The sequence below is a fragment of the Pedobacter kyungheensis genome (assembly GCF_000812965.1).
Lineage (GTDB): Bacteria > Bacteroidota > Bacteroidia > Sphingobacteriales > Sphingobacteriaceae > Pedobacter > Pedobacter kyungheensis.
Genome location: NZ_JSYN01000028.1, coordinates 77,439 through 92,711, shown reverse-complemented (window position 1 = coordinate 92,711; position 15,273 = coordinate 77,439). Strand labels below are relative to the sequence as shown.

The 15,273-nt window shown below is 39.9% G+C and carries 11 protein-coding genes; 5 read left to right on the top strand and 6 right to left on the bottom strand.

What is annotated here, in order from left to right:
- Positions 1-151: 151 nt before the first annotated feature.
- Together OC25_RS21085 and OC25_RS21080 are read left to right on the top strand one after the other, a co-directional pair.
- Positions 152-1,471, top strand: a complete 1,320-nt coding sequence (locus OC25_RS21085) for a cytochrome ubiquinol oxidase subunit I (RefSeq protein WP_052266368.1) — start codon at positions 152-154, stop codon at positions 1,469-1,471.
- A gap of 303 nt (positions 1,472-1,774) precedes the next feature.
- The gene (locus OC25_RS21080; RefSeq protein WP_039480097.1) at positions 1,775-2,779 is read left to right on the top strand and encodes a cytochrome d ubiquinol oxidase subunit II; all 1,005 of its coding nucleotides are present in this window, start codon (positions 1,775-1,777) and stop codon (positions 2,777-2,779) included.
- 534 nt (positions 2,780-3,313) lie between these two features.
- On the opposite strand, the gene OC25_RS21070 is transcribed toward OC25_RS21080, so the two are convergent.
- From OC25_RS21070 to accD, 3 genes are all read right to left on the bottom strand, one after another.
- Complete coding sequence (locus OC25_RS21070) at positions 3,314-4,861, bottom strand: M20/M25/M40 family metallo-hydrolase (protein WP_039480095.1); 1,548 nt, start codon at positions 4,859-4,861, stop codon at positions 3,314-3,316.
- 251 nt (positions 4,862-5,112) lie between these two features.
- A complete protein-coding gene (locus OC25_RS21065; protein ID WP_039480093.1) occupies positions 5,113-5,577 on the bottom strand; it encodes a YciI family protein in 465 nt (154 codons plus the stop codon).
- 320 nt (positions 5,578-5,897) lie between these two features.
- A complete protein-coding gene (gene accD / locus OC25_RS21060) occupies positions 5,898-6,743 on the bottom strand; it encodes an acetyl-CoA carboxylase, carboxyltransferase subunit beta (protein ID WP_039480091.1) in 846 nt (281 codons plus the stop codon).
- A 352-nt stretch (positions 6,744-7,095) separates the two neighbouring features.
- Between accD and fbaA the strand changes: the two genes are divergently transcribed.
- The 3 genes from fbaA (at position 7,096) to OC25_RS21045 (ending at position 9,210) form a co-directional block, all read left to right on the top strand.
- Positions 7,096-8,175 (top strand): class II fructose-bisphosphate aldolase, encoded by a 1,080-nt coding sequence (gene fbaA / locus OC25_RS21055; RefSeq protein WP_039480089.1) that lies wholly within the window; start codon positions 7,096-7,098, stop codon positions 8,173-8,175.
- 131 nt (positions 8,176-8,306) lie between these two features.
- A complete protein-coding gene (locus OC25_RS21050; protein ID WP_039480087.1) occupies positions 8,307-8,813 on the top strand; it encodes a low affinity iron permease family protein in 507 nt (168 codons plus the stop codon).
- The gene (locus tag OC25_RS21045) at positions 8,788-9,210 is read left to right on the top strand and encodes a GNAT family N-acetyltransferase (protein ID WP_039480086.1); all 423 of its coding nucleotides are present in this window, start codon (positions 8,788-8,790) and stop codon (positions 9,208-9,210) included. The genes OC25_RS21050 and OC25_RS21045 overlap by 26 nt, the downstream gene beginning before the upstream one ends.
- 184 nt (positions 9,211-9,394) lie before the next feature.
- Here the strand turns inward: OC25_RS21045 and OC25_RS21040 are convergent, their stop codons facing one another.
- The 3 genes from OC25_RS21040 to secDF all read right to left on the bottom strand — a co-directional run bounded on the left by OC25_RS21040 (position 9,395) and on the right by secDF (position 15,260).
- Positions 9,395-10,255, bottom strand: a complete 861-nt coding sequence (locus tag OC25_RS21040) for a hydroxymethylglutaryl-CoA lyase (protein ID WP_039480084.1) — start codon at positions 10,253-10,255, stop codon at positions 9,395-9,397.
- A 314-nt stretch (positions 10,256-10,569) separates the two neighbouring features.
- Complete coding sequence (locus tag OC25_RS21035) at positions 10,570-11,904, bottom strand: NAD(P)/FAD-dependent oxidoreductase (RefSeq protein WP_039480082.1); 1,335 nt, start codon at positions 11,902-11,904, stop codon at positions 10,570-10,572.
- Positions 11,905-12,275: 371 nt separating this feature from the next.
- A complete protein-coding gene (secDF, locus tag OC25_RS21030; protein ID WP_039480236.1) occupies positions 12,276-15,260 on the bottom strand; it encodes a protein translocase subunit SecDF in 2,985 nt (994 codons plus the stop codon).
- Positions 15,261-15,273 lie beyond the last annotated feature (13 nt).

Genomic DNA, 15,273 nt, shown 5'->3' with positions numbered 1-15,273 from the left:
GTTAAATTTTTCTCTGAGGTGGAAACCATCCAAATCTTTTTTCAATTTATAAACATTCTATATTTAAAATAATTCTAAACAGAGCTTGTTAATCTGACCTAACTATACCCTGATCTGCTATATTTGTGTTACACAAAATCGAACATCAGATATGGATGATTTTATCGCAGCCCGCTCCCAAATGGCCCTGTCTCTGGGCTTTCACATTATTTTTTCGTGCATTGGTATGGTGATGCCATTTTTTATGGCGGTATCACACTATAAATGGTTAAAAACAAATAATGAGGTGTATAAAAACCTAACCAAAGCCTGGAGCAAAGGTGTAGCCATTTTCTTTGCCACAGGTGCGGTTTCGGGCACCATGCTCTCTTTTGAGCTGGGATTGCTCTGGCCTAAATTTATGGATCATGCCGGACCAATTTTCGGAATGCCTTTTTCGTTAGAGGGAACTGCGTTTTTTATCGAGGCTATTGCTTTAGGCTTTTTCTTATACGGCTGGAATAAGCTGAATAAGTGGTTCCACTGGTTTACCGGTATGGTGGTTGGTGTTAGCGGACTGGCTTCGGGGATATTGGTGGTGGCTGCAAATGCCTGGATGAATAGTCCGGCAGGTTTTGATTTTGCCAATGGCCAGTATCTAAATATCGATCCCATCCAGGCCATGTTTAATAAAGCCTGGTTTTCGCAGGCTCTGCACATGTGTTTGGCCGCATTTACGGCTACAGGCTTTGCGGTAGCAGGTGTGCATGCATTAATGATATTACGTGACAGAAATCGTGAGTTTCACTTAAAAGCCTTTAAAATTGCAGCAGTTTTTGCCTGTATTGGCGCTTTGTTGCAGCCTTTAAGCGGCGATATTTCTGCTAAAGATGTCGCTAAAAGACAGCCGGCTAAACTTGCCGCCATGGAAGCACTTTATAAAAGCGAAAAACCGGCACCACTGTTAATTGGTGGCATTGTAAACGAACAGGATAAAACGGTTAGTGGTGCTATCAAAATCCCCGGGGCATTAAGTTTTCTGGCTCATGGCGATTTCGGTGCTGAGGTGAAAGGTTTAGATCAGATTCCGGAAAATGAACATCCACCAGTAGCAGTAACGCATTACGCCTTTCAGGTGATGGTTGGAATTGGGACCTTGCTGATGCTGATTGCACTGGTGTACTTTTTTAATCTGGTTAAAAAACGATCTTTATTAGAACAACCCTGGTTGCTAAAACTTTTCGTTATGGCCATACCGCTTGGTTACATTGCATTAGAAGCCGGTTGGGTAGTTACAGAGGTTGGACGCCAACCCTGGATCATTTATGGCATTATGCGCACTAAAGATGCCGTTACGCCAATGCCCGGCATAGCGTACTCATTTTATATTTTCTCGGCTATTTATTTTTCGCTGAGCATTATTGTAACCTTTTTACTTTACCGGCAGATTAAAATGGTACCTGTATTGTATGCTAAAACCGAATCAAAATAAATTAACCACAGATAAATAGGATGAACACAGATTGAAATTTTGGTGCATGTTGCTTAACTGCTTTAAAAATCCGTGTTAATCTGTGCCCATCTGTGGCAAAAAATAAATTAACCACAGATGAATAGGATGAACACAGATAAAAATATAAGACCCGGTGGTTTAAAATCTGTGTCCATCTGTGGCAAAAAAATAAATTGAATCACTGATAAAAAGGATGAACACAGATAAGAATTTGGGTGCATGTTACCTAATTGCCTTAAAAATCTGTGTTGATCTGTGTAATCTGTGGCAAAAAAATAGATAATGAAAGACGTTGTAATTACTTTTTTATGCATGGCCATTCTGCTCTACTTTTTATTGGGTGGAGCCGATTTTGGCGCAGGAATTATCGAACTGTTTACTTCGACCAAGAACCGAAGTAAAACCCGTAAAACGATGTATCAGGCCATTGGTCCGGTTTGGGAGGCCAACCACATGTGGCTCATTATTGCCATTGTAATCCTTTTTGTAGGCTTCCCGTTTATTTATACCACCATGTCGGTTTACCTGCATATTCCGCTGGCCATTATGTTAATTGGTATTATTGCGCGTGGTACTGCATTTGTTTTTCGCCATTACGACGCTGTTAAAGACGATATGCAATGGCTGTACAACCGTATTTTCAGGTACTCGAGTTTTGTTACTGCTTTGTTTCTCGGGATTATAGCAGGAAGCCTGATTTCTGGCCATATTGATACACAGGCGACAGATTTTTACACCGCCTATATTTCGGGCTGGTTAAACTGGTTTTCTATCGCTGTGGGCTTATTTACGGTAGCGCTCTGTGGTTTCTTAGCAGCCATCTACCTCATTGGTGAAACAAAAGAAGCACACGATAAGAAACGCTTTATTAAAAAAGCCGAAGTAATGAACGTAGCAGCAGTTGTTTTTGGCGCCATGGTATTTATTGCTGCGCAAAGAGATAAGATTCCGCTAATCGATTGGGTTTTTAAAAGCAGTGTTGGTTTATTGGCCATTGTGCTGGCCAGTTTATCACTTGTATTGTTGTGGTACTTATTGATTAAAGGCAAAACCAAGGTATTACGCATTTTGGCGGGCTTCCAGGTAACGATGATCCTCCTGGCGATTAGTTATGCCCACTTTCCGAATTTTATCCGTTTAAAAAGCGGAGATGCCATTTCACTTTTAGAAACCGTTGGACCGGAAAAAACCATTTACAGTTTAGGTTTGGCGCTTTTACTGGGCAGTGTGCTTATTTTACCTTTTTTAGGATACTTGTTTTATAAGTTTCAGAAGAAAGAAGAGTAGGAAATAAGTTTTGAGTGTAGCGTTATGAGTTGGGAGGGAAGCATTGTGCTTAAAAATTGCTATTATAAAAACGTCGAAAATCTATATATACTGGCTCCAAATGAACCTAAAACAATTGCTACTGATATCATCGATATCACCAACCTGGTGGTACATTTAATAAGATCGATATTTTCTGAATTAGCTTTAAATCTGATTGATAATTTTAGGCCTATTGTACTATCATATAAGCCCAAAAGTGAGCATATAGCTAAAACAGTTATTAATTCGAAATGCCAACTGGATAGCAGGTAACCTATAACAATATATATTGCAAAAGATAACATGTCTAGATAGGTGTATTTAAAATTAAATTTCCTGGAGGCTACTGCGCCTAAAGTAGCGATTAACGTAATGCAGATTAATCCAATAAGGAAGTAAATCGTTAATTGTAGGTAAGTGCTGGTTATTGTAGATTATTGAGTTAATATACACAAATCTAAAAAAGAGCACCTGTTTCCAAATGCTCTTCATAAAAGAATTAATAGTCTTTATCTACATCCCACCTTTCCGGTTCGATTTGGTTGGTACCGGCCATGCAGCTGGTTTGCCAGTACGCTCGTTTACCGGTAAATCGGTAGCTTTTTCGTTTGAAGTTCTCTCCGGATCTTCGCAAGCCATGTACACCATAATAACGGCTAAAATTACGTTGCTTCTAATTTCGTCGAAAACCAGTTTATCGTAGCTGTCGCGATTGGTATGCCAGGTATAAGTACCGTAATCCCAACTGGTAGAGCTTAATGAGTAACCTAAAGCACCGGCAGCCACAAAAGATGCAAAATCAGATCCTCCGGCGCCAGGCATTCCAGGGAAACTGGTTTTAATCTGGTTTTTAATGGTATCTGGTACAGCAGCTAACCAACGTGTAATGTAATCTTTCGATTTGGCAAAACCTTGTCCGCCAATGTTAACCACGCGGCCTGTACCATTATCCTGGTTAAATAAAGCCTGCAGGTTGCTTACAATTTCAGGATGATCTTCTACAAAAGCTCTAGAACCGTTTAAGCCCTGCTCTTCGCTGCCCCAATGCCCCACTAAAATGGTACGTTTAGGGTTAGGGTAAAATTTCTTCAAAATGCGCATGGCTTCCATCATTAAAATGGTGCCTGAGCCATTATCTGTTGCGCCACTTGCGCCATCCCACGAGTCGAAATGCGCTGATAACATTACATACTCGTTCGGTTTTTGCTTGCCTTTTAGCTCAGCAATGGTGTTAAAGGTTGGTACAGCACCTAGTTTTTTAGATTCTGATTCGATTTTAAGCATTGGTTTGTTGCCATTTAATGCTAAACGGTAAACCAGGCCATAATCTTCTACCGACAAATCAAGGGTAGGTACTTTGGTGGTGTTGGCACCGAAAATTTTATCAACCCCAAAGCCTTGCGACCAGTTGTTGATGATAACAGCAACTGCACCTGCAGTTTCTAAAGCTACAGGTAAGGTTTTAGCGTTATAACCTGTTTTGGCTATGCCGGCAGCAAATGCTTTTGCCGCATCGGCCTTTTGTTTTTTAAACTTTTCGAATAAATCTTTCGTAGCAAATTCTTCCCAGTTTTTTTCTGGCCTGCCCGAAAGCTGGTTCATAGAAATTAGTACAATTTTGCCTTTTACGTTGGGTAACCATTTCTGGAAAGCTACCGAATCGGTAATTTCGGGCAGGATAATGGCTTCGGCATTGATGGCTTTTCCGTTGGTTGAGGGGCTCCAGGCCAGTTGTGTTCCCTCAAGGGTCCTCACGCGCGGACTTACCAGATCAATATGGGTAATGCCTCTTTCCCAGCCAGCCCATTCGCCCCATTTTTCGTTTTTGGCCGAAATACCCCAGTCGCTATATTTTTTTACTGCCCAATCGTTAGCTTGTTTCATTTGTGGCGAACCTACCAAGCGCGGACCTACCACATCCAATAATTCGTGCGCAAGTTTTTCCAGCTGCGAGTTTTCGTTTACTTCTTTAACAATATTGTCGATTACTTTTTTGTCTTGTGCAAAAACACTGACCGAAGCGCATAGCAATAGCGCTGAAAAGAGTAGTTTTTTATTCATAATAAGTTTTTAGTTAATGGATAAACGAATTTATGAAATAAGGGCAGGATTTGGGGATGTTAATGGAAATGTTGCAGTAAATAGGATCGTCATTGCGAGGCGATTTTTCATCGCCGTGGCAATCTTTTCTGCTTGATTTGTTAGCGCTTAGGCAAAGAATATATAATTGAGATATGGACTGAGGTCGGTGAGTCACCAACTTTGGGATAAAAGAAAAAGGTCAGATGGTAACAGCTGACCTCTACGGCTAACTAAAAACTCTTTTTTTGTATTTTATCGTGAAAGGGCAGGTATTCTGGTAGTGCGGCAGAGCCATACCAGTTATAAAGTTCCGGCTCCAATAATTTTGCTTTAATTGCCGGGTCATTATCTAACAGCTGTTTAGCCTCATCCATCGATTTGGTGTTTAAAATAAAAATACCGCGGTAATTCTTGTCATTTTTACCCATTGGACCGGCAACAGCCAGCTTATTCAGGGCTGCCATTTTTTCTATGTTGGCCATGTGCCCGGCAAACAAGCTATCGGTTTTAGCTTTGGTTTCGGTTGTATTAGTGCCCGATTTCAGGATTACCATGATGTACATCTTCATGCCATAATCGTCGGCACCGAGTTTTTTTGCCAGCGCTTCATCATAAGGCACTTTGGCTTTTTTATCTTGTGCAGCCACAGCTAACGTAGTTGCGCTAAGGCAGATAGCAAGTAGTAGTTTTTTCATGTTGTTGCAGTTTGGTTAGTTTAAAAATATGAAAAATTGTGATATTCCTTTCCTTTAGATTGGGAGCCCGTAAGGCGGGGGGGGTTAATGCCTATTGCAGAAACTGCTTTTCCAAATTTAAGCCTGGCCGCTGTAAAATAAACCTGATCCGATAGCTATCGGATGCAGCGAATATGAAGCGGAGCATAATAAAGCGAAAAGCAGGACTGAAGCCACCGAAGTACTTCAAGCCCTGCTTTTCTCATTATAGTTTATTTGTTCATTAGTCATTTGTTTATTAGTTGTTTTGTACTAATGAACAAATGCCCAATGAACCAATTTTAATTGTTCATCATTTTAATAAAAGCGCCTAATTTAGCTTTCATGGCTCTTCTATCTACAATGAAATCGAGGAAACCGTGCTCCAGAACGAATTCTGAAGTTTGGAAACCTTTAGGCAAATCTTTTTTAATGGTTTCTTTAATTACCCTTGGGCCTGCAAAACCGATTAACGAGCCTGGTTCGGCAATGTTAATATCGCCCAACATGGCATAAGAAGCGGTAACACCACCAGTTGTTGGATCGGTTAATAAAGAAATGTACGGAACTTTAGCCTGCCCCAATAAAGCGAGTTTGGCAGATGTTTTAGCCATTTGCATTAATGAAAATGCAGCTTCCATCATACGTGCACCACCTGATTTAGAAATCATGAGGAAAGGCACTTTGTGTTTGATGCTGTAATCGATAGAACGGGCAATTTTTTCGCCTACTACCGAACCCATCGAACCGCCGATAAAAGAGAAATCCATGCAGGCAATTACAATATCCTGGCCTTCTATTTTACCAACACCAGCGCGGATGGCATCTTTTAAGCCGGTTTTTGCCTGGCTTTCTTTAATTCTATCGGTGTAAGGTTTATTGTCGTTAAATTTTAAAGGGTCGCCTGATGTTAGGTTAGGGAACAGCTCTTTAAACTCGTTATTATCAAATAAAACCTCGAAATATTCTTTTGAGCCTACTCTCAGGTGGTAATCGCAGTAGTGGCAAACGTATTTGTTTTCCTGAAGTTCTGCCTGATGTAGCGGTTTTTTACAATTTGGACATTTATTCCACAAACCATCCGGTGCTTCTTTTTTCTCTTCGGTTGTGGTAATGATACCTTTTTTTTCTCTCTTAAACCAAGCCATATAATTTTTTGAAGAATTGGATTGCAAAGAAACGAAAAATATAATTAAGAAAAGGAATTACCAATAACCAATTATCAATAACCGACCATTAATAACCAATAACCAAATCACAATGAACAAACTAGAATGGCTTTTAGTGCAGTCTGATCTTTGATTATTGGAATTTGATCATTGTTCAAATTGATTATTGTGATTTGATTATTTATATAGGTGTGTCTTTTTTACACTAAGGATAATGTGTTTTTTACACTAAACAGGCCTTATTTTGCTGTCAGGCAAATAATTCTGTTACTATAAAAGCTTGGAATGTTATTTTTTTTTATAACTTCGGACTTAATAAAATTAACAAGAAATGAGTTTAAAAGGCTACAAAGGCGTAATTTACGGAGATGCCGTTCAAGAATTGTTTGAGCAGGCTAAAAAACATCAGTTTGCTTTACCAGCAGTAAACGTTACCGGTACCAATACGGTAAATGCGGTAATGGAAACTGCGAAGGCAGTAAATTCGCCTGTTATGATTCAATTATCTAATGGAGGTGCGCAGTTTTATGCTGGTAAATCTTTAGATAACGAGAAATTGCAGGCATGTATTTTAGGTGCTGTATCGGCAGCTAAACATGTACATTTATTGGCAGAGCATTATGGTGTTGCTGTGGTATTACATACCGACCATGCAGCTAAAAAGTTATTGCCATGGATTGATGGATTATTGGATCACGGTGAAAAATTCTTCGCTGAAACCGGAAAACCTTTGTTTTCATCTCACATGTTGGATTTATCGGAAGAGTCGATTGAAGAAAACATGGAAATTTCTACTAAATATTTAGCACGCATGGCTAAAATGAACATGACTATCGAAATCGAGCTTGGTGTAACCGGTGGTGAGGAAGATGGTGTTGACAATAGCGATGTAGATAGCTCTAAATTATATACTCAACCGAGTGAAGTTGCTTATGCTTACGAAGAATTAAGCAAAGTTTCTCCACGTTTTACAGTAGCTGCTGCTTTTGGTAACGTACACGGTGTTTATAAACCAGGTAACGTTAAATTGCAACCGGTAATTTTGAAAAACTCTCAGGATTTTATCAAAGAAAAATTCAGCTTAACTGCAGAGAAACCAATTAACTTCGTATTCCACGGTGGTTCTGGTTCATCTCAGGAAGAAATCAGAGAAGCCATTTCTTACGGTGCTATTAAAATGAATATCGATACCGACATGCAGTGGGCATTTTGGGAAGGTATTTTAGAATATTACAAAAAGAACGAAGCTTATTTACAAGGCCAGATTGGTAACCCTGAAGGTGATGATAAGCCAAATAAAAAATATTACGATCCACGTGTATGGTTACGTAAGGCTGAAGAAGCTTTCGTTAAGCGTTTAACTGTTGCTTTCGAAGACTTAAATTGCATTAACGTTAACGATAAACTTTAATTAGGTTAAAATGTTTTAACGTTGCAACATTAAAACCCTTTTAACATTACAACTAACAAGGAAAGCGCCGTAGGTATAAAAACTTATGGCGCTTTTGTTTGTTTTAGGTATATTTAAGCAAACAATCTGTGATGAGAAAATCTAAAGCTGATATTAAAAAAAACAACTTTTTTGAGCGGTTTGCCAATGCTGCAACCAAATTTACTGGAAGCTCTATCGCATTTATTGCCGCAACGGCCATCGTGATCCTCTGGGCAGTAACCGGTCCGGTTTTCGATTATTCTGAAACCTGGCAGCTGGTTATTAATACCGGAACAACTATTATTACTTTTTTAATGGTTTTTTTGATCCAAAAAGCACAAAACAAAGATGGAAAGGCCATACAACTGAAGTTAAATGAGTTAATTGCCGCGCATGAAAAGGCCAGTAACCGGATGGTAGATATTGAGGATTTAACTGAAAGAGATTTAGATCAGTTACACAAATTTTACGTTACGCTGGCTACCTTAGCCAAAAAAGAGACCGATATTCATTGTTCGCATTCTATTGATGTGGCCACTGCGCTCAATGAATTGAAAATACAAAAGAATAAACACTTTAAACACCACGATAATGAGTCTGCAAGTTCAAAAAATTAACCATCCCGAAGATTTAGATAAAGCATTTGCCATTCGTAAAATTGTATTTGTAGAGGAGCAAAACTGCCCGCCAGAGCTGGAGTGGGAGCATGAGGACGAGTCGGTCCATTTTTTGGCCTCGTACAATGGGCAGCCTTGCGGGGCCTGCAGGTGGCGTAAAACAGATAGCGGTTATAAACTGGAGCGTTTTGCTGTTTTAAAAGATTTTAGAGGTCATGGGGTAGGTCGTGCGCTAATTGCTGAGGCTTTATCTGATTTGCCTGAAGATGCACACTACATTTACCTGAATTCGCAGTTAGATGCCATGAGTTTGTATGCAAAATTTGGCTTTGTGGCTGAAGGAGAACAGTTTGAAGAAGCTGGTATACAGCATTTCAGGATGGTGAAACAGGTTTAAAAGTTAAATCGCCATTGGGAGGCGAGAAGCAATCTCAATGCGATTGCTATAGTATTGGATAATTTTTACCCACCCATAGTTGTAAGATTGCCTGCCTGCTGCAGGCAGGCTTCTTCGGCAGAAAAGCCTCATCGTAATGACGATCGTATCAATTGGCACCTTCGTGGCTAAGCTAAAAAGCAGATTATCCAAATATCCTTCCTGATAAGGCCATTGTCTCATTCCATTTATCCATATTCAGATTTAGGTCTTCACCTTGTGCGTTTAAGAAGCTGATTACATCTTCGGTAGCGATGTTACCGGTTAGATCATCGGCGGCCATTGGGCAGCCACCAAAACCTTTTAAAGCCGAATCTATTCTTTTTACGCGAGCGTGATAAGCAGCAGCTATTTTTTCGAAACGTCCGGCAGGGGTGGAGTGTAGGTGCACCCCGATTTCGGTATTACTAAATCGGGTAATTAATTGGGGCAGTATACTTTCGATTTTTGCAGGTGTTGAAACACCAACGGTATCGGCCAGAGATAATATGCTTACGCCTTTGCTTACGAGTACATCAGCCCATTGCTCTACAATTTCATAATTCCACTCATCGCCATAAGGATTTCCAAAGCCCATAGAAAGGTAAACTACAGCCTCTTTGTTGTTTTTAACACAAAGCGAAAGCATTTCCTCAACTGTATTTAGCGATTGGGCAATGCTGGAGTTGGTATTGCGTTGCTGGAAGGTCTCTGAAATAGAAAAAGGAAAACCAAGGTAATTGATCTGTTGATGCTGAACAGCGGCTTCTACACCCCTCAAATTGGCTACAATGGCCAGTAGTTTGGTTTTTGTATTGCTTAAATCGAGATTAGCCAATACTGCTGCAGTATCTGCCATTTGTGGTATTGCCTTTGGTGAAACAAAACTCCCAAAATCGAGCGTATCAAAACCTACCTGCAATAGTAAATTGAGGTATTCGGATTTTAATCCGGTAGGTATAAAATCGTGTAAGCCCTGCATCGCATCGCGGGGGCATTCTACTAACTTAAATTGCTTTTGGCTCATATTTTTGGTTTAAGCGCAAGTTGGGGAAAGTTTTTTGAAAAAGGAAGCATAGGGCATGGAGCATAGGGTTAGTTGATCAGTTATCAGTTATCAGTTTGCAGTTTTCAATTATCAATGATCAAAAACCAATTTTCAGTTAGATAATACAAGCGAGTAACTGAACCGCCCTTCGACTACGCTCAGGCTGACAAACGTATTTACAGTTTTTAATTATCAATTACCAAAGACCAATTTTCAGTTGGATTTGGCTACGAACTATCAACTATGAACTATTGACCAATGAACTAATGACCAATGAACCAATGACAAATGAACTACTGCACTGCCTTAATCTCTTTTACAGCGGGTACTTCCTCGCGGTAATCTACACTGCGATCTTTGGCAAAAGTTCTGATAATTAAACGGGTGCCTCTATCGTAGCTAAAATAACTCCAGATCCAGTTTACAAACACAATAATTTTGTTCCTGAAGCCCACTAAAGTCATGAGGTGCACAAACATCCAGGTAAACCAGGCAAAAACGCCCTGAAAGCGGATTTTACCAATATCAACCACTGCTTTATTTCTGCCTACAGTCGCCATTGAGCCTTTATCGAAATATTTAAACTTTTCTAAAGGTTTATTTTCTGCAATATTGATCAGGTTTTTAGCCAGGTGATGCCCTTGCTGAATGGCTGCGGGCGCAACGCCTGGGTGACCATTTGGTGTTTCTTCGTCAATAATGGCAGCCACATCGCCAATCGCATAAATATTCGGGTAACCTACAATCAGGTTCTGGGTATCGGTTTTTAAGCGGCCACCGCGCACAATCTCTGCTTTGTCGAGCCCATTTATTACCTGACCTTTCACACCGGCACTCCAGATTACCGTTGAGCTTAAAATAGGGGCTTTATCCTGTAAAGTAAGGGTATGTCCGTCGTAACCCAATACACGCGTTTCGTTCATTACCTGCACGCCCATATCGGTCAGGAAATCTTTCGATTTTTGTTGCGCCTGTGGCGACATTACACCTAATAACTCTGGCGAATTTTCGATGAGATAGATGTTTACCTTGTTTACATCCATTTCGGGATAATCGTTCGGTATAACATGCTTTTTAAGCTCGGCAATGGCTCCAGAGGTTTCTACGCCTGTTGGACCACCACCCACCACTACAAAGTTGAGCAGCGCGCTCTTTTTATCTAAATCTTTTTCGATCAGCGATTTTTCGAAGTTCTGTAAAATCAAGCTTCTGAGGTCTAGCGCTTCGGGGATAGATTTCATGGGCATGGAGTTGGCTTCAATTTCCTTGTTGCCGAAGAAATTGCTGGTAGAACCAGTGGCCAGCACCAGGTAATCGTAACTCACTTTGCCGATATCGGTTTCGAGGCAATTTTCGGCAGCGTTAACAGCCGTAACCTTGGTTACCCTAAAAATTAAATTCTTTTGTCCTTTAAAAATTTTACGGAGTGGAAAAGCAATCGAATCGGCTTCTAAACCACCGGTTGCCACCTGATACAATAAAGGCTGAAAGGTGTGGTAGTTATGTTTATCGAGCATGACTACCTGAAAAGGTTTGTTTTTTAAACGTTTAGCTAATTCAATTCCACCAAATCCGCCGCCAACAATAACTACTCTGGGGTATTCGCTTTTAGGAAGTTGTAAATCCATTTTCTATCGGTTTATCTGCTGCTAATGTAACAAAAAGATGGCCAAAAGGTTTAGAAAACAGGGTTTTGTCAGTGCTAATTTCTGTTTTGTTAGAGATATAACGCTACGATGACGAAGGTGGGTTTTTGAAGGTTTTATGTATTACCCTGGGTTAAATAAACCTGATGGGAGTGAGCACGGAGCGTAGCGAATTAAAACGGACAGCAGGACTATCGGAACCGAAGAACCACAAGATCTGCTTTTCAAAAAAAATAAAAAACTTCGTCTTTTTAAACCTCGCAGGTTTTTAAAACCTGCGAGGTTTTGCGATACTGCATAAAAAAAGCGCTCCGGTTAACCGAAGCGCTTATCTATTTTAAGATTTTGAAACCTTATTTTTTCTCAGCAGAGCTACCCAAATCGATTACGATAGGAGTAGAGATGCATAGTGATGAGTACGTACCGATGATACGACCGATTAACAAGGCGAAAATGAATCCGCGGATGCTATCGCCACCGAAAATAAAGATTACCAATAATACGAAGAATACGGTTAACGAAGTTAAAATGGTACGGCTTAAGGTACTGTTTAACGCGAAGTTGATTAAGTTGTTACGCTCTTCGCCATGTAAATCGTCTTTACCAGCTTCTTTTAGTTTCTCACGGATACGGTCGAATACAACAACTGTCTCAGTCATGGTATAACCCATTACTGTTAAAATTGCTGCGATGAAATCCTGACCAATTTCTAATGAGAATGGCATAATACCATCTAAAATGGTGTAGAAAGATAATACCATTAAAACGTCGTGGAATAAGGCGATTACCGCACCTAAACCATACTGCCATTTTTTAAACCTTACCACGATGTAGATAAACATGAACAAGCATGAGATCAATACTGCATAGAAAGCACCATTTACGATATCGCTGGCGATAATAGGGGTTACTTTTTGCGAGCTTACGATTTCATATTTAGAACCTGCTAAACCTTTGTTTAAAGCATCTTCTACCACTTTATCAGTTTTAATGTCCTGATCTTCGATGTGGAAAGTAGTGGTAATTTTAACCTGGCTATCTTCACCTGCAGTTTTAACCTCTGGTGTTTCGTTACCGAATGCAGGAGTTAACTTAGATTTTAAATCTTCGGTGCTTACCGCTTTATCGAAGTGAACCAAATAAGTTCTACCACCTTTAAAGTCAACACCTAAGTTTAAACCACCGTTTTTGAAATACATACCAATACCAGCTACAATGATGATGGTAGAGATAGCGTAGTAAATTTTACGACGGCCAACAAAGTTGAAGGCTAAGTTTTTGAATGCGTTACGGGTTAAGTTGTTATCGAAATTAACTTCGATTTTACGGTTTAACAACGAATCGAAAACTACTCTCGAAATGGCTACAGCAGCAAATAACGACGAAAGGATACCGATACATAATGTAGTGGCAAAACCTTGTACCGGACCGCTACCGAAAACATAAAGGATAGCACCTAAGATGAATAAGGTAACGTTCGAGTCGATAATTGATGGCATGGCATGTTTGAAACCTTCTTTAATGGCAGCACCAACATTTTTACCATGTGCAAGCTCTTCACGTACACGCTCAAAAATAAGGATGTTCGCATCAACTGATAAACCGATGGTTAACACGATACCGGCAATACCAGGTAAAGTTAACACAGCGCCTAACGATACCAGGATACCGATAACGAAGAACAAGTTGATTAAAAGGGCAAAGTTAGCAACCCAACCGGCACGGTGATAATATAACGCCATGAAGATTAAGATTACAATAAATGCAATTACGAAAGAGATTAAACCATCGTGGATAGCTTGTGCACCTAAAGTAGGACCAACAATATAGCTACCTGCGATACGTGCAGGAGCAGGTAATTTACCAGCTTTTAAGATGTTTGATAAATCTTTGGTATCAGCTTGCGTAAAGCTACCAGTGATTTGCGAAATACCGTTAGGAATCTCGTTTTGAACAGTAGGAGCAGAATAAACCTGATTATCTAATACGATTGCAATCGCTTTTAAGTTATTTTTATCAGCAGAAGCTTCGGCAGTAATTTTTTTCCATTTCGCAGCACCTTCGCTGGTCATGTACATGGTTACTTCTGGTTTACCTTTCTGATCAAAGTCAGCACGCGAATCGCTGATCGCCTCGCCACCTAAATCTGGTTTACCATCGGCACTTACTACTTTAATGGCATATAATTCGAAAACTTTAGAACCTTCTCTTGGTCTAACGCTCCACATAAATTTCATCGTAGATGGAATTGCGGCAGCAACCTCAGGCATTTTCAAATAAGCATTAACTTTTGCAGTATCTTTTTGTAACGACATACCTACTACTGCACCTGGCATTAGTTGTTGTTGTCCGTTTTGACCTTGATAGATTGGTAAATTAAGCACCGCATATAACGGGTTCGATTTTAACAATTCTGCTCTAACGGCCGAAGAATCTTTTTTACCTAAACCTGCAAGTTTACCTCCTTTAGCCGAGCTATCTTTAGCAGCTGTTTTTTCTAAACCAGCTAATTTGCTTCCGGCTGCAGCAGGGGCAGCAGTTGTATCCTTAGCGGCAGGAGCATCATTTTTTAATGTTGCAGCTAAAGTTTTGTTGATGTTTTCTAATAAAGGTGCAACTTCTTGTACCTGGTATACCTGCCAGAACTGTAATTCTGCAGAACCTTGTAAAAGTTTAGCAATACGCTCTTTATCCTGTACACCTGGCATTTCGATTAAGATGCGGTTACTACCTTCTTGTTTTTGCATGTTCGGACTTACTACTCCGAAACCATCAATACGTGAACGTAATACCGTAAACGAACGGTCAATAGCGCTGGTTGCTTCTTTTTCTAAGAAAGATTCAACGTCGCTATTACTTGCATTTGGTTTTAACTGCGATGCGTTATCCTGATTTGAAAAGTAATCAGCAAGTTTTACACCCGGACTTAATTTTTCAAATTCGTTAACGAAAATTTTGATGTAATCTTTACCACCGGCATTTAACTGGATCTGTGCGTTTTGAACAGCTTTGTTAAAGTTTGCATCGGTAGGGTTGCCCGCTAACGATTTAACCAATTCAGCTAACGATATCTCCATCGTTACGTTCATTCCGCCTTTTAAGTCAAGACCCAAATTAATTTCTTTCGATTTTACTTCCTGATAAGTGAATCCGGTTACAGGATAAACTTTTTCGGTACTCATCGAATCTAAGTAAGCCTTTTCTTTAGCTAAGTCACCTTTCGCATAGTTTTTTGCGTCTTTTTCTACCTTGGATGCAACCAAAGTAAAAGAGAGGGCATACGCACAAACGATAGCTAATACTATCGCTATAAACTTAATAAAACCTTTTCCTTGCATTGTTTGTTTAAAA